Consider the following 26,082-nt stretch of genomic DNA (forward strand, 5'->3'; position numbering starts at 1 on the left):
TCTCCAATTCTGTTATTACATTCCGACATGAGCCATTCCGCCGGACCGGCGCCGCCCGGATCGGCGATCGAAAGCCCGGACGCCCCCCGCTTCCGTATTCACATCGCGCGCCTCGGATGTGCGTTAGAAGCGTATTGGTTGCACCTATCGGCACGGCTGCACCGCGTGCCACGATGACGTCATCACCTCGACGCACGCTCCGGCCGCATGAACCCACCTTCGCCGCGCCTGATCGCCCTGTTTTGCGTCGTGCTGGCAACCAGCGCCTGCTCCCTATGGCCGTTCCGCGGCGAGCCGGCGCCCGAACCGGTCGCCGACGACGCTCACGAACTGTTTCGACGCCTGTCCGCCCTGTGCGGCAAGGCCTACCTGGGGCGCGTGGTCGCCGACATCCCCGAGAACGCGGCCGATCCCTATTCCGGCCGCGCCCTGGTGATGCACGTGCGCGAATGCGACAAGCAGGAGATCCGCATCCCCTTTCACGTCGGCAGCGACCGCTCGCGCACCTGGGTGCTGAGCCCGCGCGGGCACCAGCTGCGGCTCAAGCACGACCACCGCCACGCCGACGGCGCCGCCGATCCTCTGTCGCACTACGGCGGCGACAGCGCGCAGATCGCGATCTCGGCCGATAGCGCCGAAGCGCAATTCCCGGCGGATGCCGATTCGCGTTCGCTGTTCCGGCGCATGGGCCGGCCGGAGGCCGCGCAGAACGTATGGACGATCGAACTCGATAGCGGCCGCCGCTTCGTCTACAAGCTGGCGCGCCCCGGGCGTCTGTTCCGGGTCGAGTTCGACCTGACCCGGCCGATCGCGACCCCGCCGCCGCCCTGGGGGGCGAGCGATCCGCCGCCCGCGCCGGCCAAGCCCAAGCGCGCGCCGCGCGCGAAGAAGCCGCGCTGATCCGCGCGCGCGCGCCAGGTCCGCCGCGCCCGGCGAACGCCTGCGGAGCGTGACGGCCATCCGCGCCGCTTGACGCACCGCACAAACCTCGGTTATTGCTGTCGCATGCACCCCGCCGTCGCCACCGCCCGCATCGCCGCCCAGCCGCAAGGCCGGGGCGCGGCCGCGCGAGCGCTGACGATTACCACCACCGGTACCACCACTACCCCAGTGGTGCGGACGGGCGTGTCCAACTGATCCAAACACGCCGCTCCGCACCCGATCCGGGTGCGGCCTGCCGGCCACACCCCAGTCGCGACGCGGAGCCCCAAACGGAGCTCTCGCCATGTCGTCCGCGCCACCCTCGCCCGCCGCCCCACCCGCTCGCCACGTGCACAAGTTCGGCGGCAGCAGCGTCGCCGACGCCGTCCGCTACCGCGCCGTTCCGCCGCTGATCGACGACGGCGCGCAGGCGCGCATGGTCGTGGTCTCGGCCATGCAGGGCGTCACCGACGCCCTGGTCGCACTGGCCGCGGCCGCACGCGGGCGCGAGGCGCTGGAACCGGCCTGGTCCACGCTGAGTCAGCGCCACCTCGACGTTGCCGCCGAGCTCGACCCCAGCGGCCGCCAGGGTCTGGCGCCTGCGCTGCGCCAGGAACTGACCGAACTCAAAGCGCAGTTGGACCGACTCGCGGCCGGGCACTGGAACGAGGAGCAGGCCGAACGCATCGCCGCCGCCTTGCCCGGGCTGGGCGAAGTGCTGTCCTCGTACTTGCTGCACGCCACGCTCGGCGGCGATGCCGCCGGCTGGCTGCGCCTGGATGCGCGCGAGGTGTTGGTGGTGCATCCGGGCGAGATGGGCGTGGGCGTGGATTGGGACGCCAGCCGCGCGCGCCTGGCCGATTGGCGCGCGCGCCATCCCGGCGAACGCATCGTCGTCACCGGCTTCGTCGCCCGCGACGCGCAGGGCGAAGCGACCACCCTGGGCCGCAACGGCAGCGACTACTCCGCGGCGATCTTCGCCCACCTGTTCGACGCCGACGCATTGACCATCTGGACCGACGTCGATGGCGTGCTGTCGGCCGATCCGCGCCTGGTGCCCGATGCGGTCTGCCTGCCGGCGATGTCTTATGCCGAGGCCTGCGAGCTGGCCTACTTCGGCGCCAAGGTGCTGCACCCGCAGACGCTGGCGCCGGTGCAGCAGCGCGGCATTCCGCTGCGCATCCGCAACGCGCGCAATCCCGACGCGCCCGGCACCCTGATCACGCCGCAGCCGTCGGTGGACGGCGCGCCGGTGAAGGGCCTGAGCCTGGTCCACGATCTGGCGGTGCTGGAACTGGTCGGCAACGGCATGGTCGGCGTGCCCGGCACCGCCGAGCGCCTGTTCGGCGCGCTGCGCGGCGCCGGCGTGTCGGTGACCATGATTTCGCAGGGCTCGTCCGAACATTCGATCTGCTGCGTGGTGCGCGCCGATCAGGCCCAGCGCGGGCGCGCGGCCATCGTCGCCGCGTTCGCCGATGCCATGGCCGACGGCCAGGCCCAGGAAGTCAGCGTCACCCCGGACGTATGCGTGCTGGCCGCGGTCGGCGATGGCATGGTCGGCACGCCCGGCGTCGCCGCGCGCCTGCTCGGCGGGCTGGCGCAGGCGCGCGTGAACGTGCGCGCGATCGCGCAGGGCGCGGGCGAGCGCAACATCTCGGTCGCGATCGGCGCGCGCGACGCCACCCGCGCGCTGCGCGCCGCCCACTCCGCGTTCTGGCTGTCGCCGCAATGCGTGTCGGTCGGCCTGATCGGCCCCGGCAAGGTCGGCCGCGCCCTGCTCGCGCAGCTGGCCGACGCGCAGCCGCGCCTGAGTTCCGAACACCACCCGGATTCGAAACTGGAACTGCGCCTGCGCGCGATCGCCGACAGCCGGCGCATGCAGCTCACGCCCAAGGCGATGGCGCCGCAGGGCGCGGTCGAAGCGTTGGCCGAGGGCGAAGCGTTGGACCTGGCGCGCTTCGCCGCGCACGTGCGCGCCGAGCACCTGCCGCATGCGCTGATCGTCGATTGCAGCGGCAGCGATGCGGTCGCCGCCTACTACCCGCAGTGGCTGGAAGCCGGCATCCACGTGGTCACGCCCAACAAACAGGCCGGCGCCGGCCCGCTGCCGCGCTACGAAGCGATCCGCGCCGCCAGCCGCAACGGCGGCGCCAAGTTCCGCTACGAAGCCACGGTCGGCGCCGGCCTGCCGGTGATCCAGACCCTGCGCTCGCTGCTGGACACCGGCGACGAGCTCACCGAGGTCGAAGGCATCCTGTCCGGCACCCTGGCCTGGCTGTTCAACCGCTACGACGGCAGCGCCGCGTTTTCCGAGCTGGTGCGCGAAGCCCATCGCCTGGGCTACACCGAGCCCGATCCGCGCGACGACCTGTCCGGCACCGACGTCGCCCGCAAGCTGGTGATCCTGGCGCGCGAAGCCGGCCGCGCCCTGTCGCTGGAGCAGGTCGAGGTCGAAAGCCTGGTGCCCGAGGCGCTGCGCACGGTTTCCAAGGACGAGTTCATGGCCCGCCTGTCCGAACTGGACGCGCCGTTGAAACAGCGCTTCGACGAGGCGCGCGCGGCCGGCCTGGGCCTGCGTTACCTGGCCCGTCTGGACCGCGACGGCCGCGCCAGCGTCGGCGTGGTCTCGCCGCCGCCCGGCCATGCCGCTTTGCATGGCGCGCTCACCGACAACCTGATCCAGTTCCGCACCCGTCGTTACGCGGATAATCCGCTGGTGGTGCAAGGGCCCGGCGCGGGGCCGGACGTCACCGCGGCCGGCGTGTTCGGCGACATCCTTTCCATCGCGCAGACCCTCGGAGCCCGCGCATGAGCGCTGCGACACCCCATTCCCGCGTGCGCGCCTTCGCGCCCGGCAGCGTCGGCAACATCGGGGTCGGTTTCGACCTGCTCGGGCATTCCATCGAGGGCCCGCGCGATGTCGCCGTGGTGCGCCGCATCGCCGAGCCGACGGTGCGCATCGCCGCGATCCGCGGCGACAGCCTCGGCGCCGCCGGCCTGCCGCTGGAAGCCGCGCGCAATACCGCCGGCCAGGCTTTGATCGCGCTGCGCGACAAACTCGGCCTGGACTATGGCTTCGAGCTGGAACTGGAGAAAGGCATCCCGCTGGGTTCCGGCCTGGGCGGCTCGGCCGCGTCCTGCGTGGCCGCGGTGGTCGCCGCCAACGCGCTGCTGGACGCGCCGCTGCCGCGCGAGGCCTTGTACGAATTCGCGCTGGACGGCGAGTCGGTCTCCAGCGGCAGCCGCCACGGCGACAACGTCGCGCCGATGCTGCTTGGCGGCGTGGTCATGGCGACCGCGACGCGCATGATTCCGTTGGCCGTGCCCGAGTGGCTGCATGCGGCGGTGGTGCATCCGGACCAGGTGCTGGAAACGCGGCGCGCGCGCGCCGTGCTCGCCGAACCCTATCCGCTGCACACCGTGGTCGAGCAGAGCGCGCACCTGGCCTTGTTCCTGACCGGCTTGCAGCGCGGCGACGCCAGCTTGCTGCGCGAAGGCCTGGTCGATCTGCTGGTCGAACCGCGGCGCGCGCCGTTGATCCCCGGCTTCGCCGCGGTCAAGGCGGCCGCGCTCGCGCACGGCGCGCTGGGCGCCAGCATCTCCGGCGCCGGCCCCAGCTGTTTCGCCTGGTTCGAATCCAAGGCGCAGGCGCAAGCCGCCTCGGCGGCCATGCGCCAGGCCTTCGCCGACGCCGGCTTCGATTCGCGCGCCTACGTGACGCCGGTGGCGGGACCGCGCGCGGAGGTGATCGGTGAGGAGTGAGGCGATAACGGCAGCGACAACGACAACGACAACGGCAAATCCCCCCTGCCCCCCTTTTTCAAAGGGGGGAACAGCAGGGCGTCGCGTGCCTCGTCTTGCGCCGTTGCACGGATCTCCCATCACGCTGAAGGCCCGCTGGTCCTCCCCCTTCGCAAAAGTCCATTGGCCCTCCCCCTTCGCAAAAGCCCGCTGGTCCTCCCCCTTTGAAAAAGGGGGACCGAGGGGGATTTGCTCTTCGACCGCCGCCGGTCGTCCACCGCCGCACGCATCCCCCTTCCCGCCAGAGACCCTCTGGTCCTCCCCCTTTGAAAAAGGGGGACCGAGGGGGATTCGCTCTTCGACCGCCGCCGGTCGCCCACCGCCGCCCACATCCCCCTTCCCGCCAGAGACCCACTGGCCCTCCCCCTTTGAAAAAGGGGGACCGAGGGGGATTTGCTCTTCGACCGCCGCCGGTCGCCCACCACCGCACGCATCTCCCTTCCCGCCAGAGACCCGCCAGTCCTCCCCCTTTGAAAAAGGGGGGCCGAGGGGGATTTGCTCTTCGACCGCCGCCGGTCGTCCACCGCCGCACGCATCTCCCTTCCCGCCAGAGACCCGCTGGCCCTCCCCCTTTGAAAAAGGGGGACCGAGGGGGATTTGCTCTTCGACCGCACCAAGCAGCCACGCCGCCCCGCCCCGAGACCGCCCATGAACTACTTCAGCACGCGCGGCCAGACGCCCGCGACTTCGATCGACGCCGCGCTCTCGGCCGGACTCGCGCCCGATGGCGGTCTCTACGTACCCGAAGCCTTGCCGCAGTTGCCGCCGCAGCCCGCGCGCGACGCGCTCACCGATACCGCGCAGGCCCTGCTCGCGCCCTACTTCGCCGACTCCGCCCTGCGCGAGCGCCTGCCCGAACTGTGCCGCCGCGCCTACGACTTCCCCGCGCCGCTGCGCGCGCTCTCGCAAGCCGACGACCTGCTGCTGGAGCTGTTTCATGGCCCCACCGCCGCCTTCAAGGACTACGCCGCGCGCTTCCTCGCCGAGGCCTTGTCGGCCCTGCGCCAGCCCGATGCGCCGACCACCACCATCGTGGTCGCAACCTCCGGCGACACCGGCGCCGCGGTCGCGGCGGCGTTCCATCGCCGGCCCGGCTTCCGCGTGGCGATCCTCTACCCCGACGGCCGCGTCTCGCCGCGCCAGGCCCACGGCCTGGGCTGCTGGGGCGACAACGTCCAGGCCTATCGCGTCGACGGCGATTTCGACGCCTGCCAGCGCCTGGCCAAGCAGGCGCTGTCCGATCAGGCCCTGCGCGCAACCTTGTCGCTGAGTTCGGCCAACAGCATCAGCCTGGGGCGCCTGCTGCCGCAGGCCGCCTACTACGCGCATGCCGCCGCACAGCACCAGGCGCGCAACGGCCACGCACTCAACTTCATCGTGCCCACCGGCAATCTGGGCAACGCTTGCGCGGCCCTGGTCGCGCAACGCATGGGTGCGCCGATCGGCGAGATCCGCCTGGCCACCAACGCCAACGACACCCTGCCGCGCTACTTCGCCGGCGCCGATTACGCCGCGCAGCCGACCCGTGCCACCCTCGCCAACGCCATGGACGTGGGCGCGCCCAGCAACTACGAGCGCCTGCGCCACTGGTTCGGCAGCGACACGCAACTGCGTGCCGCGATCGTCGCCACCGCCGTCGACGACGCCACCATCACCGACACCATCCGACGCGCGCCGCAGCGCCACGGCATCGTGCCCTGCCCGCATACCGCCACCGGCCTGCACCTGTTGGAAGGCTTGCGCGCGCAAGGCGATAGCCGGCCGTGGGCGGTGGTCGCGACCGCGCATCCGGCCAAGTTCGACAGCATCGTCGAGCCCTTGGTCGGTCGCGCGGTGCCGCCGCCCCACGCCCTGGCCGAGGCCTTGGCGCGCCCGGCGTCGGCCGAATCCCTGCGCGCCGACTACGCGACGCTGCGCGCGCGGCTGGCCGCCATGACCGCCTGAGCGCACCGGCCACGGAAAGCGACGATCGTCACAATATGACGGAGTGCGAAGCACTAACGTCGCCCACGACAGCATCGCCTTCCGGGAGAAATGGCGCCGTCCGTCGGCGTGGCAGGGAAGCACCGTGCAATGCCCGCGCACGGCCCGTGTGCAACGCAAAACCTGCCACGGACCGGGCCGGCAATCACCGCATATCACTAACAAAACGTAGGGGTTTTCACCTGCGTCGCACAGCGCTTAGTTAGCGAAACCTGACCACTCACCATCGGTTGCGCCCGCAACAATCGACAGTGGACGGCCTTTGGCGTATTTATCGTTCTCAAGGACACAACTTTCGTATTCGGAAACACTCCATACCATGACGCAGCAGGCCCAAGAAGCGCTTCAGGGCACCCCGGACGGCAACCCGTCCGGGTTCGAATTCGGCTGCGACACCATGGATTCCGTCACCCAACTGATCCTGGCCGCCCAGAACGGCCAGGCCGGCGCCTGGGACCGGGTCTACACCCTGCTGTATCAGGAACTGCATAAAGTCGCCGGGCTGCACCTGCGCCGGCGCTGGCGCGGCAGCGAGCGTTCGCCGACTTCGCTGATCAACCGCACCTGGCTGCGCCTCAACCAGGACGAGGTCTCGCTCAACAATCGCCAGCATCTGTTGTCGGTGCTGTCGCGCGCGATGCGTTACGCCGTACTGGACGAAGTGCGGCGCCTGCAGGCCAGCAAGCGCGCCGAGCACTACCACCCCGGCGAAATCGATTCCGTACAAGAACCCTCCTACGACCCGGAACTGGATCAGTTGGTCGCGATCGACCGCGCGCTCACCGATCTGGCCGCGGTCGATCCGCGCCTGGGTCAGGTCGTGGAAATGCGCTACTTCGCCGGCATGAGCGAAGGGGAGATCGCACAAGTACTAGGCGTCACCGAACGTACGGTGCGGCGCGACTGGCGCAAAGCGCGCGCTTTCCTGGCCGCATCCCTGGACCCGAGCGGCACGGACGACGGCTCGACGTAAGACCTCATTGAACGCAGGACGCCCGACCTGGCCGACACCGCCATGACCTCCTTGTCCGTGCGTGCGTTGACATTGTTCGACGAGTACGTGGCGATGCCATCGGCCGCGCGCGAGCGCGCCTTGGCGGCGCTGGCGCGCAGCGACGCGCCGCTGTACGCGACCCTGCGCGCGCTGCTGGACGCCGACGCCGGCGACGAGGTCGTCTTGCGGCGCTCGGCCGTGGATTTCCTGGCCGACAAGCAGCCCGCCAACTCCGAGGACGCGCCCGACGACGACGCGCACTGCGCCGACCAATCGCGCATCGGCACCCACCTGGGGCCCTGGCGCCTGCAACGCCTGATCGCGCGCGGCGGCATGGGCGCGGTCTACGAGGCGCATCGCGACGACGGCCATTACCAGCAGCGCGTCGCGCTCAAGTGCATCCGCAACGAACTGGTCTCGCCCGATCTGGTCGCCGCCTTCCTGGACGAGCGCCATCACCTGGCGCGCCTGGACCACGCCGGCATCGCCAGTCTGGTCGATGGCGGCATCGACGGCGATGGCCGGCCCTGGTTCGCGATGCGTTATGTCGACGGCACCCCGATCGACGAATGGTGCGACGCCCGCAACGCCGATGTGCGCACCCGCGTGGGCCTGTTGATCCAGGCCTGCGAAGCGCTCGCGCATGCGCACGCGCAGGGCGTGCTGCATGGCGACATCAAGCCGGCCAACCTGTTGGTCACCGCGGATGGCCATCTGCATCTGGTCGACTTCGGCATTTCCTCGCTGTTCACCGGCAGCGCGCTTGCCGATCCGCAGCTCGCGGCCACGCCCGACTACAGCGCGCCGGAAAGCCTGCGCGACGGCATTCGCGGCCCCGCGGTCGACATCTATTCGCTGGGCGTGCTGGCCTATCGCCTGCTGTGCGCGCAATGGCCGGCGCCCAAACACAGCCTGCACGAACTCATGCCCGGCTGGAGTTCCGCGGCCGCCGAGCCCATGGAGCGCCTGCTGCAGGCGTCGACGCCCGCATCGGTGGCGCGGCAGCGCGGCGCGCGCAGCGTCGCGGCCTTGGCCGACGCGTTGGCCGGCGACCTCAGCGCGATCGCGCTCAAGGCGGTTGCCAAGCAACCGCAAGACCGTTACGCCAGCGCCAGCGAGCTCGGCGCCGACCTGCGCCGTTGGCAGCAAGGTCGGCCGGTGCTGGCGCGCCCGCTCGGCCGTCTGGCCCGCCTGGGCAAGCTGATGCGTCGCAACGGCGCCGCGACCGCCTTGGCCGCGTCGCTATTGCTGGTCTTGATCGCGGGCACCGGCATCACCCTATGGCAAGGCCAGCGCGCCGCGCGCGAGGCGCGCGCCACCCTCGCGGTCGGCCAACTGTTCGCGTCCACGCTGGGCACCGCCACCTTGTCCGGTCTCGGCAGCGCGCCGTTTTCCTCGCGCGCCCTGTTGAACAAGACCGAGGCGCAACTGCGCCAAATGTCGCTGCACGACCACCCGCAACTGCTCGCGCACAGCCTGGCCACGCTCGCGCGCGGCAACGCGGTGATCGGCGATTACAAGCGCGCCGAAGACCTGGCCGCCGAGGCGATGCGCGCCCTGGGCGAGGTCGGGGACGACGACGGCTACGTGTCGGCCACCCAGGTTTCGATGCTCAATGCACGCGCGCATTTCGACGACGCCGCGCGCTTGGCCACAGCCCGTCTGACGCAGTTGGCGGACCGCAACGATGCGTCCGCGCGCCGGGAAAAAGTCAACTTCAGCGCCGAACTCGCCCAGGCCGAGTGGGGGCAAGGCCATCCGCCGGCCGCGCTGCGCACGCTGGACGAAGCCGTCGCGCAGGCGCGCGCACTCGGGCCCGGCAACGAAGAACTGCAGGCCCAGGTGCTGATCCGCCGCGGCAACTATCGTTCGCGCGTGTCCTACTTCCGACAGGCGCAAGCCGATCTGAGTTCGGCGATCGCGCTGGCCGACAAGACCAACACCGTGCTCGCCGACGACGGCCGCGACGAGTTGGTGATGATGCTGCTGCGCAAGAGCCGCCGGGTCGACCCGGCCTTCAGCGAACGCCTGCTGCAAAGCCGCCGACGCACCTTGGGCGAGCACCATCCCAAGACCGGCCGCGCCTGGATATTGCTCGGCTATACCCAATACCTGGCCGGCAGCAAGGTGATCGCCCGTCAGCAATTGCTGGCCGGCTTGGCGATGATCGAAGCCGCGTACGGGCGTAACCACCCCGAATACGCGATGGCGTCGATGATCGCGTCCTACACCGCGCCGGGCGACAACCGCGACAGCATCGCTCCCTTGCGCGAAGTCGCCCAGATCTGCGAGCGGACCCTGGGCCGGAACCACGAAACCACGGTACGCGCGAACACCGTGCTGGCGATGCGCCTGCTGAGCCTGTCGCCGCGCAACCAGCGGCCCGACGATCCAGCCGAGATCGAAACGCTGTTGAGCGACAACCTGCGCATCAAGGAAAAGGCCGGCCTGCCCTCCTCGCGCGAGGCGCAGCTGCTGGCGCGCGTGCTGATGCTGCGCGGCACGCCGGCCGACCTGCCGCGTGCGCAGGCCTTGCTGCGCCATGCCCAGTCCGATGCGGCCCGCTACTACGAAACCGACGACGCGTTCACCCGCCTGGTCAGCCAGATGGCGATCTCGCTGGACTACCTGCAAGGACAGCGCGCGCGCGCCGACACCGCCTTCGCGCGGCAGGTGGCCGCCGATGTCGCCGACGACAGCGATGTCGCCAGCGCCGGCATCCACGAGAGCCTGATGTTCCGCGCGCTGTACGCCTATGAGACCTGCCGCGACGACGATGCGGCGACGCTGCTGACCCAGTCGGCCGAAGACGACCTGCGCCGCCAGGGACCGGAGGGCCCCGCCACCCGCGAATCGCGCGCCTATCTGACCGCCTTGCGCGACGGCGCCATGCTGACGGCGCCGCCGGCGCAAGGCATTCCGCCGTACGCGCTCAAGGCCGCGGTCCTTCGACGCGCCCAGAACTGCGGAAATGAAACATATTTCGTACGTAAAAATTCCACTACCAATCTGACTGCGGCGCTGCCTAAGGGCGGCGTGCAGCCCGGCAGCGGAACCGCTAAGCGCTAACCCGGTCGCAGATTCGTCTTTCCAGCGACGAACGGTGTCCCCTGCATGCCCTGATGCCGCGCGCCACGGCGATATCTGCTGTGTCAGGCGCAACCGCGCCCACCGCCGGCCTCACCGCTTACCCATGGACGAACTCAAGCTTCGCGCCTTGGACCTGTTCGACGACTACGTCGACCTGCCGGCGGCGCAACGTGCGGAATGGTTGCAATCGCTCCAGCACGCCAATCCGCGCCTGCACGGGGCCCTGGCCCATCTGCTGCGCGCCGACGGCTGCCGCCATGCCCTGGACGACGAACTGCCCAGCGGCTTGGTCGCCCATCTGGCGGTGCTGGCCTCGCCCGAACACGCGCACGCCGGGCCCGCCGATCCCCGCATCGGCGAGCGCCTGGGCGCATGGCGGATCGATCGCGCCCTAGCCGACGCCTGCGGCGGCGGCCGCTACCTCGCCTACCGCGACGACGGCCGCTACCGCCAGCAAGTGGTGTTGCACTGCCTGAATTCGGCCCTGCGCGAGCCGCATGCGATCGGCGCCTTCTTGTCCGACCGTCGCCGTCTGGTCGCACTGCGCCATCCGGGCATCGCCACCATCCTGGACGCCGGCATCGACGGCGACGGGCATCCCTGGTTCGCCGCCCGCCCCGTCGACGGCCAGGCCATCGACGACTGGTGCGACGCCCGCCGTCTGCCCGTGGCGCAGCGAGTCGACCTGCTGATTCGCGCCTGCGACGCGCTCGCCTATGCCCATGCCCACGGCGTGCGCCACCGGCATGTGGCCGCCTGTAGCCTGCTGGTGGACGAAACCGGGCAACTGCAGCTGGTCGGCTTCGGCCTGCCCGCACCCGCCCGCAGCGCCTCGCTGTTCGACGCCGCACCCACGCCGCCCGACGCCGACCGTATCGCCATCGGCGCCGACGTGCGCGCCCTGGGCGCGGTCGCATTCCGCCTGCTGTGCGGCCGCGCGCCGCTGTCGGCGAAACCCGGCGCCGCGCCGAGCATGGCTTTGGCCCTGATCGACGCCCCGGCCAGCGTCGCCCAACGCCGCGGCCTGCACGACAACCGCGCGCTCGCGCGCACCCTCGGCGGCGACCTCACGTCCATCGTCGAACGAGCCATGGCCGCGCGCGGCGGCTATGCGGACATGCTCGCGTTCGCCGACGACCTGCGCCTGTGGCATGCGGGCCGCCCGATCGCCAGGGACAGCGGTTGGTTGCTGCGCCTGCGGCAGGCGCTGCATCTGTGAACGCTGGCAGATCGGCGAGGCCCTGAGGGCAACGACGCTAGGCCGGGTTGTAGGCGACCCAGCCTTTGAAGCTAAACGCGGCGTAGAACAGCTCGACCGTACCGAAGCCGGCCTGCTGCAACAACTCGACCTCCTGCTCGGGCGACAGCAGCGGCAGTCTGGCGCCGATGGCGGCGATCGCATGGTTGGCGTCCAACTCGGCGACGCCGGACGCGATCCCGAAGGCCGCATAGCGGCTCAGCCATCGCCGCTTCTGCTCCGGTTCCAGCGGAATGCTGTGGTGGGCGACGACCAGCGGCGCGCCCGGCCGCAAGCGCCGCCGGAGTTCGATCAAGGTGCGCAGGCGCTCCTCGGCATCGAGGAAGTGCAAGGTCAGCAGGCAGGCGGCGCCATCGAAGGGCCCCTCGGGCGCGCTGTCGATATAGCCCTCGATGAGTTCGGCGCGCGGCGCGAGCGGCCCCAAGGTGACCGCCGCGAGCTTCAACATCTCGGCCGACGGGTCCACGCCGACCAGGCGCCATCCCGGTTGCGCTTCGGCGAACACCTTCAACTCCAAACCGCCGCCGGCGCCCAGCACCAGCACGCGGCCGTCGTCGGGCACGCGCTCGGCCAGCAGCAGCCGGGTCATTTGCTGCAGGGCATGAAAACCCGGTACCTGGCGCACCGGGCCCTGCGCGTAGCGGGCGACCGCTTGCGGATCGGAGAACGAAGACAAGGCAGAACTCCCGCTCGAAGCCAGGGCGTTTCATGCTACGGCATGGGCCGCGCCGCCGATCGGGCACCGCTGGCACGGATCGTCGCGCCTCGCGCAACGCCGCGATGTCGCCGCAGACACGAGCCGCCACGTTCCCACGACCGATACCGCCACCACGGCCATGCGTGCCGACGACGGATCGCCCACGCCGGGTCAGGGCTTCATGCGCGTGGGCCTTGGGTGGCGCTCGCCGAAGACGCGAAAGCTGGGCGAGGCGACTTCACGCCAGACTCGCTCGCGCCGCAGTACCCTCGCTCGCCCGGATTGACCTCAGGAGGTTGCGCATGACCGCCAAGATCCAGCCCTGCCTTTGGTACGACAAAAACGCCGAAGAGGCCGCGCAGTTCTATGCCGCGACCTTTCCCGGTAGCCACATAGACGCGGTGGCGCGTGCGCCCGGCGATTATCCCGACGGCAAGCAGGGCGAGGTCCTGACCGTCGAGATGACGATCTTCGACATGCCGTTTCTGCTGTTGAACGGAGGTCCTCAATTCAAGTTCGATGAAGCGGTGAGTTTCCAGGTCGCCACCGACGACCAGGCCGAAACCGATCGCTACTGGAACGCGATCGTGGACAACGGCGGCAAAGAGAGCATGTGCGGCTGGTGCGAAGATCGTTTCGGCCTGTCCTGGCAGATCACGCCGCGGCGCCTGACCGATCTGATGGCCCAGGGCGGCGACACCGCGAAACGCGCGTTCGCAGCGATGATGAAAATGCGCAAGATCGACATCGCCGAGCTCGATCGCGCGGTCGCGGACGTCGGCACCTGAGGTTCGGATACGTTCGCGAGGCTACGCCCCGCGCCTGCGACGCATAGCGGTCGCAGGCTCGAAGGCGATCGCCGGGTGCTAAGCCCCGAACGATAACGCCGCCCGCGTCAGCTCTCGACGGGCGCGCCAAACCAGGTGGCGAGCGCCTCGCGCAGTCCTTCGTGCGTGCCCTCGCCCACCCAGGCCACATGGCCATCCGGCCGTATCAACACGGCCGTGGGCGGCGCGACGATGCCCAGTGCGGGCAGCTCCCACACCCCCGCGTAGCGCGCCTCGACCAAGCGCACTCGCCCCGTCCACACGGCGAGGTCCAAGGCGCCGGGTGCGCCCAGGTTGAGCAGCACCGGCCTGGCCTCGTGCAGCAAGGTATAGACACGCAGCGGGCCGTCGGCGCCGATCAGTTCGAGATCGGGCACGCGGCGCCCGAGCAGCGGATGGCCTTCGCCGAACTCGTATCGGATATCCAAGCCGCTCATCATCGCCGCGTAGCGCTTGCGCGGCTCGTCCATGCGCATCAGCTCGGACACCACCTCGGCCACCGCCTTGCTGCGGTCGTCGTTGCGATGCAATACGACCTGCGCCAGGGTGTTGCGCAAGACGCGCGCGCCGACCGGATGGCGTTCGGCGTGATAGCTGTCCAACAAACCCTCCGGCGAGGTGCCGTGGACGACCTGAGCCAGCTTCCAGCCCAGATTCACCGCGTCCTGCACGCCGGTGTTGAGGCCCTGTCCGCCGATCGGGCTGTGTATGTGCGCGGCGTCGCCGGCCAGCAGCACGCGTCCGACGCGGTAGCTCGCGGCTTGACGCGTCGTATCGGTGAATCGCGAGATGTAAGCGGGGCTGTGTATCCGGTAGTCGGTGCCGTACACGGCGATCAGGGCGGCACTGAGATCGCGCAGAGTAGGTTCGGTCGTGCTGACCTGCGCCTCGGTCACCATGACCCGGGTCGGCCCGCCTTCCCCGTAGACCACCTTGCCGTCGCGGATCTCGTAATCCAGCTTGCCGAACCCATGCGTGCCCAAGGCATCGCGATGGACGCCCAATGCCGGCGGCTGGCTGAATTGCGCTTCCGCGATCAGGGCGCTGGTGCTCGGATCGGTGCCGGGGAATTCGATGCCGGCGGCCTTGCGCACCCGACTGCGTCCGCCGTCGCAGCCGACCAGGTACTGCGCGCGTAGGCTCCGGCCATCGGACAAGGCGACGTCGACGCCGGCGGCGTCCTGGACGAAACCGGCGACCTCGCAGCCGCGATAGATCGTCACCGACAGCTCATCCACCCAATCGGCGAGGATGCGTTCGATGTGGTTCTGCCACAGCCCGAGGCCGTAGGGATGCCGGGTCGGGAAGTCGCCGATATCGAACGTGGTGCCGCCGAAGCCCGCGACCTGGGCCACCTGTCCCTGCGACAGGAATCGCTCGACGACGCCGCGCTGATCGAGGATCTCCAGCGTGCGCGCATGCAGACCGCCCGCACGCGCGCCCACCAGATCCCGATTGGCGCGCCGCTCGACGATGGCGACGTCCACGCCCGCCAAGGCCAATTCGGCCGCCAGCATCAGTCCGGTCGGGCCGCCTCCGGCGATCGCCACCGCATGCCCACGCATTTCGTCTTGAACTAACCGCTCGCCCATGTCGTCGCTCCAACGGCCGGAGGGTCCGGCTTACGGTCGGCGATTTAGCGCCACGGCGCGGGGCTTGCCGCAAGCCCCCCATGCGCTAAGATATTGATAGGGACAGGGGCGTCTTCACCCCCTGCACGCCGATCGGCCCGCTGCGCGGGCGCGCGTTCCGCCCAAGCCCCCTTACCCGCCTTCTTCCGCGTTCCAGCGCGGATAGCCGCCTGCCTGCGCCGGTCCGCTCTTCTTTCCGAACACGACGACCCGCGCGGGCTCGGCCCGCCGGCGCATCGCGTCCGACACGCCAACATCGGCATCGTCCGGCGACCGCGCCGGATGAGCGGCGCCTACGGGGCGACCGCCGACACCGGCGCGGTCGTTTCCGAGCCGGAGCGGACGTAGGATTGCGCTGGGCGCAATGAACCCGTCTTCGCCGCCACGCCGGTACGACCGACGTGGCGCGATACCGCGGAGCGGTCGCTGCCGCCGCAGCACGAACACGGCTACACCCGGGGAACTGCAAGCTTCCGAACCGCCGCAAGCACCGCGTCGCCACCGCCGCTCGGCCTGGCGCAGGGCGCTGTAGCGCTGTGCGCGGGGAAACCAGAGCCCGGTCCTGTCACTTCCATCCCACTCTCGGAGTAGCGCATGGCAACGTATTTGATGGCGACGAATGGCAACGACGGTACGTTCTGGGCTTTGAACGCGGCCCATCAGGCGCTGCGGTATCTGGGCAATTCCTCGGTGCAGCCCGAAACCTCGCAGGCGCTGACCTATATCGCGGTCGGCAACGTCAACAGCATCTACGGCCTCAGCGCCGCCGGCGAGGTCTATCAGCTGGTCAATACGCCGTACCAGGCCGCGCCCTGGACGCCGATGTGGCATGTCAGCACCAGCGCGGACGGTTCGGCCTGGGGCGTCGACGGCAACGGCAATATCTTCGAGTGGTCCGGCGGGCAATGGCAGCAACGCCCCAACGGCGGCGCCATGGCCCTGTTCGTCGCGGTCGGCGACGGCGGCAATGTCTGGACCATCGACAACACCAGCGGCTGGTGGGGCGGCCCCGGCGTTCCGTACAAGTGGAACGGCAGCACCTTCGCTCCGGTGACCGACGCACCCAACGCGCAGTGGATCTCGATCGCTCCGGACGGCACGGTCTGGCTGCAGTCGCACGACGATCGCACTCTGTATCTCGATGGCGGCGTATGGCGGGTCGCCGCCACCAACACACCGAATCTGTTCGGCATCGCCGCGGGCAACGGCGGGCTGGTCTACGGCTGGGACTTCGGCCTGCTCTGGGTCCTGGGCGGCGGCTTCTGGCAGCCCATCGACACCCTGGGGTCCTGCGCTTCGGCCGGCGTGGCCGCGGACGGCACCCTGCTGGTCGACGGCGATCCGGTCGTCCGGCTGGCCGGCTTCGGCGCCTGGCAGTCGCTGGTGTTTCCGAATCGCACCTTGGACAAGATCGCCATCGACGCCCATAAGATGTATGCGCTCGACGTGCAGACCGGCGTCTATCTGCAATGGGGCGGCAGCACCTGGCAGAAGATCGCGGGCAGCAATTTCGTTTCGATCTCGGCGGGCGTCGACGGCAGCTTGTGGGCCGTCGATCAGGCGCAAGCGATCTGGAGTTTCGACGGTGCCGCCTGGCAGTCCGTGCCTGGCCGGATGCAGAAGGTCGCGGTGGGTTCCTCGCAGTACATCGCCGGCCTCGACCCCAGCGGCAAGCTGTTCTTCTTCACCGGCGGCGGCTGGCAGGCGGTCTCCTCTCCGACCACCGGCGCGATGCTGGACGTGGCGATCGGCGCCGACGCTTCGCTGTTCGCGATCGACGGCAATCACCATCTGTGGTCGCGGATCGCGCCCGGCGATTGGAGCCAGGCCGGCACCATGCAGCTGCAGCAGATCGACGCCGCCGATCGCTATCACGTGTGCGGCGTCACCTGGGACGACGGCTCGGGCCAGAATGCGGTGTGGTCGGGCTCCGGCGTCGCGGTCGGCGCGGACCACCATCTGCACCATTACTTCAAATCGCCGCTGTGGCAGCAACGCCAGCAGAGCCAGCAAGGCCGGCCAGACCAGCAGGCGCAGACCTCGCTCTGACCGCGCTTCCAGGCCGGCGCCGGGCTTCGACCCATCGCGGTCCGGCCACCGCGTACGATCGTCGCATTCGTGCGCGGCGGCAGCGGCCGCATTCGTCGTCCTTGGGAGTCTGCATGGGCAAGATCGATCTGAAGAAAGAACTCAAGTTCCTCTACCAGCCCTCGGCGAAGGCCGTGGTCGAAGTCGAGGTGCCGAGCTTGCGGTTCCTGATGATCGACGGCGCGGGCGACCCCAACACCTCGCCCGCTTACGCCGCCGCGGTGGAGGCTCTGTTCTCCGTGTCCTACACGGCCAAGTTCATGCTCAAGAAGGGCAAGCAGGCGATCGACTACGCGGTCATGCCCTTGGAAGGCTTGTGGTGGGCGGACGACCTGGCGTCCTTCGCCGCCGACGACCGTTCGCAATGGCAATGGACGATGATGATCCTGCAGCCGGATTTCGTGGCGGACGCGGTCATCGACGCGGCCATCGCGCAGGTGCGACGAAAGAAGGCGCTACCCGCGGTGAGCCAGCTGAGGCTGGCGTCCTTCGATGAGGGCCGGTGCGCGCAGACGCTGCACATCGGCCCCTTCAGCGAGGAAGGCCCGACCATACAGCGCGTCCACGACCACATCGCCGCGCGTTCGACGCTGACCGGCAAGCACCACGAGATCTATCTCAGCGACATCCGCCGCGGCGATCCGGCCAAGTGGAAAACCATCATCCGCCAGCCGATGAAGTGAGCGCGACGGCGGTCTAGGCCTTGGGTATCTTGGCGAAGTTGGCCGTCTTTAGCATGCGTTGAGCGCGACGGCCGGTGCGGCCCTGCTTCAGGGCCCGGCGCTTCCTGGCCAAGGTGTCGCCTTCGTGTTCGTAGGTGAGGTTGTCGGCTTTCCGCGGATCGAAATAGCCGATATAGCCGCCGTGGGCCACGCCGAACGAAGGCAGGTCGACGCTCTTCTTGCCGCGGGTCACGGCCCCCATGAAGTTGTTGCGCGAGCCGGGCTCCGACGTGGGCGTGAAGTACAGGGGCAGGACGAAATCCGACACGCCGACGCCGTCGATGGCGTAGGACTGCGCCTGCACGGCATCGCACATCTCGAACCAGTGGAACACGTCGCGATCGCGCGCTTCCGGATGCGGCCCCTGCACCACCAGATTGACCTGCGGGTCGGCGATCATCTCCAGCGCCTCGTGCGAGAGGCTGACCGTCCAGTCCTCCTGCAAGCCCTTGCTCAGGTCCAGGTAAACCACGCCCGCCGGCACGCCGCGGAAGTCGGTCTCGTGCGCGCCGGCCAGGTCCTTGTTGAACTTGTCCAGCACGTACAGCACGCCGTCGCCGCGCATATCCAGGGGCTCGAACTCGAAACGGCGCTTGCCCTTGCGGGCCGTGTGCCCTTCCAGGCGCAGCGTCGCGCCGAAGCCCCAGTAGGGCTCAAAGTCGCGCTCGATCTGGATATTGATGGCCCGGATCACCTCCTGCATGCGGAGGTCGCCGATGGCGCCGTGGCTGAGATTGAACACCGAGACGATCATGACCCGCCCTCCGTTGGCTCGACATCCGGGGCCAACGTCGGATGCCGCACGAACAGGCCAGCGTTCGCCCATGCGGGCGTGGCGCGAGTCGGGTCGCCGACAAGGCGGCCAGGCGCATTGGGGCAGCGCAGGTTAGTCGGATCCGCGCATCATCGCGTTCTTGTGAGACTTGTCACTATCGCGCCCGGCCGGGAACGGCCACCCTCCGACCGTACGAACGATCAAACGGCCGGCCGACACGCTTGTTAGGTTGCGCCTTTCGAAACGGGAGGACTCGCATGTCGGTCGTGGACAAAGCCTTGTGGGTCATCGAGCGCAACTCGGAATGCGAGCTCAGCCTGTCGACCGTGGCCGAAGCCTGCGGCGTATCGCGCTCGCACCTGGCCAGCGCGTTCGGCAGCAGCACCGGCTGGCCGCTGATGAAGTACCTGCGCGCGCGGCGCCTGACCTGCGCGGCGCAAACCTTGGCGCAGGGTGCGCCCGATATTCTGGCGGTGGCGCTGGACGCGGGCTACGGTTCGCACGAAGCCTTTACCCGCGCATTCCGCGATCAGTTCGAGCTGCCGCCCGAGCGCGTGCGCGAGCGCGCGAGCACGCAGGGCCTGGCGCTGGTCGCGCCACTGGACCTGCGCAACCGGGCGCGGCCCGCGCTGGCGCCGCCCTGGTTGGCCGACGGTCCGGCCGTGCGCGCGGTCGGTCTGTCGCGCCGCCACAGCTTCGACAAGGTCATCGGCATTCCCATTCAATGGCAGGTCTTCATGGCCGGCAGCTACGGCCAGATTCCGCACCGGGTCGAAGGCATACCGATCGGCATTCAGCAGCCCGCGGACGAACAGGGCGGATTCGACTACGTCTGCGCCGCCGAGGTCAGCGCGTTCGGCCGTGTACCGGAAGATCTGCTGCGGATCGAAATCGCGCCTTGCCGCTACGCGGTGTTCGAACACCGCGGACATGTCTCGACGGTACTGGATACCTATGCCGCGATCTGGAACGAAGCCTTGCCCGAGCACGGATGGACGCCGGCTCAGTCGCCTATCATCGAGCGGCATTCGCCTGAGTTCGATCCCGACACCGGCGAAGGCGGGCTCTCGCTGTGGATACCGCTGGCCGATTAAGGCCTCGCCTCATCGCTACGCCCCAGGAGCACACGCCATGCCCGATTCGTCCGATTCGAACCGCCGCACCGTCGCCGGCTACGAGCGATGCGCGCACGACTACGCGGCCAGCGTGCCGAAGCAGCCGACCGGGCTGTATGCCACGGCCTTGCGGCAACTGGCCGAGCTGCTGCCCGCTGGCGGGCGCGTGCTGGACGTGGGCTCCGGCCCCGGCTGGGATGCCGATTTCCTGGAAACCCTGGGCCTGCGCGTGCACCGCACCGACGTGACGGCGGCCTTCCGCGAGGTTCAGGCCGAGCGCGGCCATCGCGTGGATGCGCTGGACGTGCTCGCTGACGAGATCGCCGACACCTACGACGGCATCCTGATGCTATGCGTGCTTCAGCACTTCGAGCGCGCCGACCTGGATGCCGTGTTGCGCAAACTCGCGAACGCCCTGACGTCGGAGGGCGCCGTGCTGCTTTCCTACCCGCTGGGCGAGACCGAGTACTGGGAGCAGGCGAACTCCGGCGACTATCGCGTGGTGCTGTGGACCGGCGAAGCGCTGGACCGGCGCCTGCGGCGCGCAGGCTTCGTCGTCGTGTGGGAAGCGCACCAGGACGAGAGCTCCGGTCCCTGGCGCTCCGTGCTGGCGAGGAAGGCCGCATGAGCGCGCGCGCCTGGTGGCTGTTCCTCGCGCTCGGCCTGATCTGGGGCATTCCCTATCTGCTGATCCGGGTGGCGGTGGCCGATTTGCCGCCGGTGTGCGTGGCGTTCGCGCGCACTCTGATCGGCGCCTTGCTGTTGCTGCCGATCGCGGCGATGCGCGGGGAATTGCGGCCGCTGCTGCGCTACTGGAAGCCCTTGCTGGCTTTCACCCTGGTCGAGATCAGTATTCCCTGGTGGTTGTTGGGTTATGCGGAGACGCGCATCAACAGTTCCACCGCCGGCCTGCTGATCGCGCTGGTGCCGGTACTGACCGCCGGCCTGATGGTGCTGAGCGGTCGCGAAGTGCTGAACGGCCGACGCTCGCTGGGATTGGCCGTGGGCTTGGGCGGCGTGGTCGCACTGGTCGGCTTGGACATCGACGTCTCCAACGGCTGGGCCGTAGGCGCCGCGCTGACGACCGCCCTGGGTTACGCGCTGGGTCCGATCGTGATCAGCCGCTATCTGTCCGGGGTACCGCCGCTGGGCGTGATCGCCGCCTCGCTCGCGGTCGCGGCGGCGCTGTACATCCCGTTCGCGATTCCGGCCTGGCCGCCGCAGGTCACGATGAAAGCCGCTGGCTCCGTACTGGTGCTGGGCGTGGTCTGCACCGCGATCGCGTTCCTGCTGTTCTTCTCGTTGATCGCCGAAGCCGGCCCCACGCGCGCCACCGTGATCACCTACGTCAATCCGGTGGTGGCCTTGCTGCTAGGGGTCTGGCTGCTGCATGAGCCGCTCACGCCGGGCATGCTCGCGGGCTTCGCCCTGGTGCTGCTGGGCTCATTCCTGGCCACCTCGCGGGGAGCGTCGCAGCATGGCGCCGATCCGGTTCCGATAGGCAGCGACGAAAGCAGGTGACCGACATCGAGCGCGGGGCAGCGGCGCCGTAACGCGCTGCCCCGCTCGCGATCAGTGTTCCGGCACCCAGACGAAGCTCTCGCCCTGGGCCTTGACGTGGCCCAGGCCCGGGAACGGGAAGTGCACGGAGTAGACGCGCAGATCGCCGTCGGCCGCGCGCTGCAGCAGCGCGCGGCGGCTGGTCTGGGCCAGCGGCGCGTTGGTGTCGTATTGGATGGTCCACTCCGGACGCTGCACCGAGATCACGTGGTGATGCGCGGTATCGCCGATGTAGAGCAGGCGCTGATCGCCCGACGCGATCTCGTAGGCGCTGTGGCCGGGCGTATGTCCGTCCACGGCGACCGCGGTCACGACACCGGGAATGAGGACTGCGCCCGGCTGGAAGGGGGCAACCTTCGGCGTCATCGCCGCGACCAAGGCGGCGGCGCCCTTGTCGGCCTTCAGGCTTTCCCATTCCGGTGCCGACAGATGGATGGCGGCGTTGGGGAACGCGAGCTTGCCGTCGGCGGTGAGCAGGCCGCCGGTGTGATCCTGATGCTGGTGCGAAAGAAAGATGTCGGTGACCTGCGAAGGCTCGACGCCGTCGGCGCGCAGCGAAGCCGGCAGGCGCCCGGCGCGTGCGAACGAGGCGTCGGCCGCGCCGGTGTCGAACAGCAACACGCGCGAGCCGCTGCGCACCAGCAAAGGCTGGATGCTCAGATGCAGCACGTCGGTCGGCAGGCCGGCCGCGCTCAGCAGCGCGGCGACGTCCGCCGGCGGGTGGCCGAGGGCGAAGGTCTTGCCGTCGTTGGCGGCGTCGATGTCGCCGTCCTTCAAGGCCGCGGCATCGAGCGCGCCGATCTTGAAACGATGCACATCCGGGTTCGCGGTTTCCGGCGTCGAGGCCGTGGCCGTGGCGGGCGTCTCGGCCGGAGTCGGCGTGGCGGTCGCGGCGGGCTCGGGCTTGGCGCAACCGACCAAGGTTGCGCCGGCCAAGGCGGCGGCGACGAAGAGAGAGAGCGCGGTGCGATTCATGGGCAGGTCTCGGGTGCGAAGTGGGGAGCGGCGACACTCGCCGGTGACCGGGCGTTGCGGCTCGGCGAGCTTAGCCCCGCCGTTATCGACCAACAAGCCGGCATCTACGCAACAGTGTCTTGCTCATTTCGCCTGTATCGCTTGCGCGCGTGCCTGCGCGCAAGCTCGATCGGGCCCTCGCACCCATCGACGGTTCACCAGGCGCAAGGCCCCGGCTTTCCGTTCGGGCAGGTCGTGGTGGCATCCGTTTTGGCTGTGTTGCCGTAGCGCAGCCCTTGGACGTCGGCGCCGGTCAGGTCCGCGCCACGCAGGTCGGTGCCGTACACCAGGGTGTTGTTGAGCTTGGCCTTGACCAGGTTGGCCCGGCGATAGTCGGACATCTGGATATCCGCGCCGCTGAGGTCCGCACCCTGCATCTGGGCCTCGACGAAGGTACCCATCAGGCGGTCGGCGCGCAGGTCGGCGCCCTGCATCTTGGCGCGCGTGTAATCGCCCACCACGTCCGCGCCTTGCAGCTTGGCGTCGACGAAACTGCCGTCTGGCGCGTTGAAGCGATACAGCGAGGCGTAGCGCAGGTCGGCGCCATCCAGGACGATGCGCGCGCCGCCCTTGTTGTCCAGCGTCGCCCCACGCAGATCGCAGCTCTTGCACTCCGCAGTGCCGTTCAAGGTCTCGCGATTGCGCGCGACCAGCGCCGAGCCGAAGTCCAGGCAAGGGCCCTTATTGCCCGCCGGACAGGTGGTCGCGGCGTCGGTGCGCGTACAGATCCGAAAGGACTTGCCACGGCAGTTGGCGCCATTGAAATCAGCGCCGTTCAAATCCGCGCCGCTGAAGTCGATCGGTTTGCCGACGTTGTAGCTCTGCACCTGCAGATCCTTGAAGCTGGCCCCGCTCAACACCGCGCCGACGAAGTGGGTGTTCTCGATGCGGCTGGCGCTGAAGTCGGCGCGCTGGGCCACGGCCTTGCCGAAATCGACGCCGACCAGCTTGGATTCGCTGAAGTCGGCATCGCCCAGCTGCGCGCGATTGAAGCGGTTGCCGTTGAGCTCGCTGCCCTTGAAGCGCGCGCGGGTCAGGTCGATGCCGCTGAAGTCGGCGTCGAGCTGGGCGCGGCTGAAATCGATGCCGGCCAGCTTGGCCGTGCCCAGCTTCGCGGAACGCAGGTTGGCGCCGCTGGCGTCGGCGCCGGTGAGATCCGCTCCGCCGAAGTCGGCGCCCTGCAGATTCGCGCCGCGCAGGCGCGCACCGTCGAAGCGCGTCTTGCTCAAGTCGTAACCGCTCAAGTCGATCCCGTCGGGCAACTCGGCCTGCCTCAGATCGCAGCCCAGACAGGATTTGGGATGCAACAACCGATACAGCGCGTCCGCATCGGCGGCCCTGGCCGGTTGCACCGACATCGCCCCCATGACCGCTACCAGCATCCACCCGAATCCATTCATGGCACGCCCCCTGTGGCAGAGGCTGGACAGTAGCCGAAAGTGTGGGCGGCTGCGCGCCGTCCGTCCGCACCGGGCGCGTCTCATCGGCCGGCCGCGCCCAGCGTTTGCGCCGGCCGCGCCCCGGTCTGGCGCATTCCCCGCGGCATTCGTTGGATCCCGATTGCTCCGCCGCGAAAGCGCGGCTCACAATGCCGACGCGCCCACCACCAACCGATCGCGGAGTTTTCGCAATGGAAAGCACGGCCCGTTTCGCCGCTCGCAGCCTTCACCAGGCTCGCGCCTGGGCCCTGTTGCTGGTCTTGTCCTTGTGCGCCTTGCCTGCATCGGCGACCGGCACCCTGTTCCGCTTTTCGGCCGGCACCACGCCCGCCGATTTCTTTTCCTTCGAGCTGGTCGGCCGCGAGGACCCGGGCTTTCCTCAAACCAGCTGGACCGGCAGCGGGCAGTACGAAGCCAATCCCAAGGCCTATGTCGTGCGCATGGATCGGGCCGGGAAGCGCTTGACCGTGCGCCATACCAACCCCGGCGATTCGCGCCAACCGCCGTCGTTCGTGCTCGAGGTCCAAGGCGATGCCGGCACGCTCACGCTGGGCAGGAAGACCCTCACCGGCCGCGCCGATTGGGATGTGCTCTAGCCGAACCGGTCGCATCGGAGCATGCAAGGCGCGACCATCGCCGTGGACCTATCTCTAATCGCACATGGAACCGGGCCCCTCGTGGACCCGAACTAACCGCAGGCATCGCTTACTCATGAACTTAGGTTTCCTGCTCGCGCTCGTGCTGTCGGCCGCCGCCATCGGCAGCGCCCACGCCGCCCCCGCGCCGACCGCGCCCTCCACGGACACGAACACCCGAGCGGTCGACGCGCTGGTGCGACGGCGGATGCAGCAGCTGGGCATTCCCGGCCTGCAAGTCGCTGTGGTGCGCCAGGACCGCACCGTACTGCTGCGCAACTACGGAGTCGCGAGCGTGGAGCTCGGCGTGCCGGTGACCGACGCCTCGGTGTTTTCGCTGAATTCCATCACCAAGGCGTTTTCGGGCATCGCCGCGGGCGCCGCCATCGCGCAGGGCCGCCTCGATCCCAAAGCCCCGCTGTCGCGTTACCTCACCGACCTGCCCGAGTCCTGGCGAGCAGTCACGATCGAACAACTGATGGCGCATATGTCCGGCCTGCCGGACCTGATGCGCGCGCCCAGCGTCGAGCAGGACCCCGCGGCCGCATGGGCGTGGACCCTGGCGCAACCGATCCGCTTCGCCCCTGGCGAACGCTACGACTACTGCCAGACCAACTACACGCTGCTGCAACGCATCCTCAACCAACTGACGGCGCGTCCGTCAGACGCGGCGCTGGCCACCGCCCAGTTCGCCGCGGCCGACATGCGCCATACCGGCTATGGCGACGCCGACGTCGTGGTCCCCGGCAAGGGTCCGAACTATCGCTACCGCGACAGCGGGCCGGGCACCCCGCGTACCCTGCGCCCCATCTACGAGCGCTTCCCGCCCTATCGGCAGGCTTCCTCCGGCATCAACAGCAACGCCGAAGACATGGCGAACTGGGCGAAGGCGGTGTTGAACGCCAGCCTGATCGACGCGCGCACGCGCGAACGGCTGTGGACGCCGGTGCGGTATGCCGACGGCAAGCCGGGGCAATGGGGGCTGGGCTGGCAGGTGTTCGCGCGCGGCAGCCATCGCATGGTCGGCATGACCGGCGGCGGGCGCTCGGCGGTGTTTCTGTATCCGGACGACGCACTCGCCGTGGTCGTGCTCACCAATCTGTCGGGCGCCTACCCGGAGGACTTCATCGACGGCATCGCCAAGATCTACGCGCCCGAACTGCCGCTGACCGGCATCCCCGCGCTGCGGATCGCGCTGGACGACAGCGATTACGAGCGGGTCGACACGGTGTTGCGCGACTTGCGCGCCCAACATCCGCAAGCCAGCTTCCCCGAGGCCGAGTTCAACGACTGGGGCTACCGCTTGCTCGCCTCCGGCCGTCCGAAGCAGGCCCTGGCCATCTTCGAACGCATCGTCGATCTGTATCCGAACAGCGGCAATGCCTACGACAGCCTGGCCGAAGCCCGCTCGGTCAACGGCGACCGCAAGGGCGCGATCGAGGCGTACCGGCGCGCGCTGGTACTGGATCCGAAGAACACGCATGCGGCAACGCAGCTGCGGCGGCTGGAAGGCGCGCCCTAAGCTTCGTCCG

At 69.3% G+C, this 26,082-nt stretch carries 20 protein-coding genes; 15 read left to right on the forward strand and 5 right to left on the reverse strand.

Annotated features, from left to right (window positions below):
• Nucleotides 1-207: 207 nt before the first annotated feature.
• The 7 genes from ASD69_RS15365 to ASD69_RS15395 all read left to right on the forward strand — a co-directional run bounded on the left by ASD69_RS15365 (nucleotide 208) and on the right by ASD69_RS15395 (nucleotide 12,008).
• Complete coding sequence (locus ASD69_RS15365) at nucleotides 208-900, forward strand: hypothetical protein (protein WP_056180115.1); 693 nt, start codon at nucleotides 208-210, stop codon at nucleotides 898-900.
• Between the two features lie 325 nt (nucleotides 901-1,225).
• A complete protein-coding gene (gene thrA / locus ASD69_RS15370; RefSeq protein ID WP_056180118.1) occupies nucleotides 1,226-3,733 on the forward strand; it encodes a bifunctional aspartate kinase/homoserine dehydrogenase I in 2,508 nt (835 codons plus the stop codon).
• Nucleotides 3,730-4,683 carry a homoserine kinase gene (locus ASD69_RS15375; protein ID WP_056180122.1) on the forward strand — a complete coding sequence of 318 codons (954 nt, stop codon included), beginning with the start codon at nucleotides 3,730-3,732 and terminating at the stop codon, nucleotides 4,681-4,683. The genes thrA and ASD69_RS15375 overlap by 4 nt, the downstream gene beginning before the upstream one ends.
• Before the next feature lie 687 nt (nucleotides 4,684-5,370).
• Nucleotides 5,371-6,666, forward strand: a complete 1,296-nt coding sequence (thrC, locus tag ASD69_RS15380) for a threonine synthase (RefSeq protein WP_056180125.1) — start codon at nucleotides 5,371-5,373, stop codon at nucleotides 6,664-6,666.
• 358 nt (nucleotides 6,667-7,024) lie between these two features.
• Nucleotides 7,025-7,678 carry an ECF-type sigma factor gene (locus ASD69_RS15385; RefSeq protein ID WP_056180126.1) on the forward strand — a complete coding sequence of 218 codons (654 nt, stop codon included), beginning with the start codon at nucleotides 7,025-7,027 and terminating at the stop codon, nucleotides 7,676-7,678.
• Between the two features lie 42 nt (nucleotides 7,679-7,720).
• Nucleotides 7,721-10,768 (forward strand): serine/threonine-protein kinase, encoded by a 3,048-nt coding sequence (locus tag ASD69_RS15390; RefSeq protein ID WP_056180129.1) that lies wholly within the window; start codon nucleotides 7,721-7,723, stop codon nucleotides 10,766-10,768.
• Nucleotides 10,769-10,892: 124 nt separating this feature from the next.
• The gene (locus ASD69_RS15395) at nucleotides 10,893-12,008 is read left to right on the forward strand and encodes a protein kinase (protein WP_056180132.1); all 1,116 of its coding nucleotides are present in this window, start codon (nucleotides 10,893-10,895) and stop codon (nucleotides 12,006-12,008) included.
• A gap of 37 nt (nucleotides 12,009-12,045) precedes the next feature.
• Here ASD69_RS15395 and ASD69_RS15400 read toward each other — a convergent pair whose 3' ends face one another.
• Complete coding sequence (locus ASD69_RS15400; protein WP_056180135.1) at nucleotides 12,046-12,723, reverse strand: class I SAM-dependent methyltransferase; 678 nt, start codon at nucleotides 12,721-12,723, stop codon at nucleotides 12,046-12,048.
• Nucleotides 12,724-13,046: 323 nt separating this feature from the next.
• On the opposite strand from ASD69_RS15400, the gene ASD69_RS15405 reads away from it, so the two are divergent.
• The gene (locus ASD69_RS15405) at nucleotides 13,047-13,532 is read left to right on the forward strand and encodes a VOC family protein (protein WP_056180138.1); all 486 of its coding nucleotides are present in this window, start codon (nucleotides 13,047-13,049) and stop codon (nucleotides 13,530-13,532) included.
• A gap of 107 nt (nucleotides 13,533-13,639) precedes the next feature.
• On the opposite strand, the gene ASD69_RS15410 is transcribed toward ASD69_RS15405, so the two are convergent.
• Nucleotides 13,640-15,163, reverse strand: a complete 1,524-nt coding sequence (locus ASD69_RS15410) for an FAD-dependent monooxygenase (protein WP_200944015.1) — start codon at nucleotides 15,161-15,163, stop codon at nucleotides 13,640-13,642.
• Between the two features lie 633 nt (nucleotides 15,164-15,796).
• Here ASD69_RS15410 and ASD69_RS15415 point away from each other — a divergent pair.
• Together ASD69_RS15415 and ASD69_RS15420 are read left to right on the forward strand one after the other, a co-directional pair.
• Complete coding sequence (locus tag ASD69_RS15415; protein WP_157499226.1) at nucleotides 15,797-17,251, forward strand: tectonin domain-containing protein; 1,455 nt, start codon at nucleotides 15,797-15,799, stop codon at nucleotides 17,249-17,251.
• Between the two features lie 113 nt (nucleotides 17,252-17,364).
• On the forward strand, nucleotides 17,365-17,973 hold the full coding sequence (locus ASD69_RS15420; RefSeq protein ID WP_056180147.1) for a GyrI-like domain-containing protein: 609 nt from the start codon (nucleotides 17,365-17,367) through the stop codon (nucleotides 17,971-17,973).
• 13 nt (nucleotides 17,974-17,986) lie between these two features.
• On the opposite strand, the gene ASD69_RS15425 is transcribed toward ASD69_RS15420, so the two are convergent.
• Complete coding sequence (locus ASD69_RS15425; RefSeq protein ID WP_056180149.1) at nucleotides 17,987-18,766, reverse strand: hypothetical protein; 780 nt, start codon at nucleotides 18,764-18,766, stop codon at nucleotides 17,987-17,989.
• Between the two features lie 278 nt (nucleotides 18,767-19,044).
• On the opposite strand from ASD69_RS15425, the gene ASD69_RS15430 reads away from it, so the two are divergent.
• From ASD69_RS15430 to ASD69_RS15440, 3 genes are read left to right on the forward strand one after another with little or no spacing between them, the layout of a single operon-like run.
• The gene (locus tag ASD69_RS15430; RefSeq protein ID WP_056180152.1) at nucleotides 19,045-19,881 is read left to right on the forward strand and encodes an AraC family transcriptional regulator; all 837 of its coding nucleotides are present in this window, start codon (nucleotides 19,045-19,047) and stop codon (nucleotides 19,879-19,881) included.
• 37 nt (nucleotides 19,882-19,918) lie between these two features.
• On the forward strand, nucleotides 19,919-20,530 hold the full coding sequence (locus tag ASD69_RS15435; RefSeq protein WP_056180156.1) for a class I SAM-dependent methyltransferase: 612 nt from the start codon (nucleotides 19,919-19,921) through the stop codon (nucleotides 20,528-20,530).
• Nucleotides 20,527-21,423: a DMT family transporter gene (locus tag ASD69_RS15440; protein ID WP_056180160.1), complete on the forward strand. Its 897-nt coding sequence runs from the start codon at nucleotides 20,527-20,529 to the stop codon at nucleotides 21,421-21,423. Before ASD69_RS15435 ends, ASD69_RS15440 begins: the two co-directional genes overlap by 4 nt.
• 51 nt (nucleotides 21,424-21,474) lie before the next feature.
• Here the strand turns inward: ASD69_RS15440 and ASD69_RS15445 are convergent, their stop codons facing one another.
• Both ASD69_RS15445 and ASD69_RS15450 read right to left on the reverse strand, forming a co-directional pair.
• Nucleotides 21,475-22,437 (reverse strand): MBL fold metallo-hydrolase, encoded by a 963-nt coding sequence (locus tag ASD69_RS15445; RefSeq protein WP_056180163.1) that lies wholly within the window; start codon nucleotides 22,435-22,437, stop codon nucleotides 21,475-21,477.
• Between the two features lie 194 nt (nucleotides 22,438-22,631).
• Nucleotides 22,632-23,858 (reverse strand): pentapeptide repeat-containing protein, encoded by a 1,227-nt coding sequence (locus tag ASD69_RS15450; protein WP_056180165.1) that lies wholly within the window; start codon nucleotides 23,856-23,858, stop codon nucleotides 22,632-22,634.
• Nucleotides 23,859-24,106: 248 nt separating this feature from the next.
• Between ASD69_RS15450 and ASD69_RS15455 the strand changes: the two genes are divergently transcribed.
• A complete protein-coding gene (locus tag ASD69_RS15455) occupies nucleotides 24,107-24,511 on the forward strand; it encodes a hypothetical protein (RefSeq protein WP_056180167.1) in 405 nt (134 codons plus the stop codon).
• A gap of 115 nt (nucleotides 24,512-24,626) precedes the next feature.
• Nucleotides 24,627-26,072, forward strand: a complete 1,446-nt coding sequence (locus ASD69_RS15460) for a serine hydrolase domain-containing protein (RefSeq protein ID WP_056180171.1) — start codon at nucleotides 24,627-24,629, stop codon at nucleotides 26,070-26,072.
• Nucleotides 26,073-26,082: the final 10 nt, after the last annotated feature.

Source organism: Lysobacter sp. Root604, from assembly GCF_001427505.1.
In the GTDB taxonomy this organism is placed as follows: Bacteria; Pseudomonadota; Gammaproteobacteria; order Xanthomonadales; family Xanthomonadaceae; genus Lysobacter.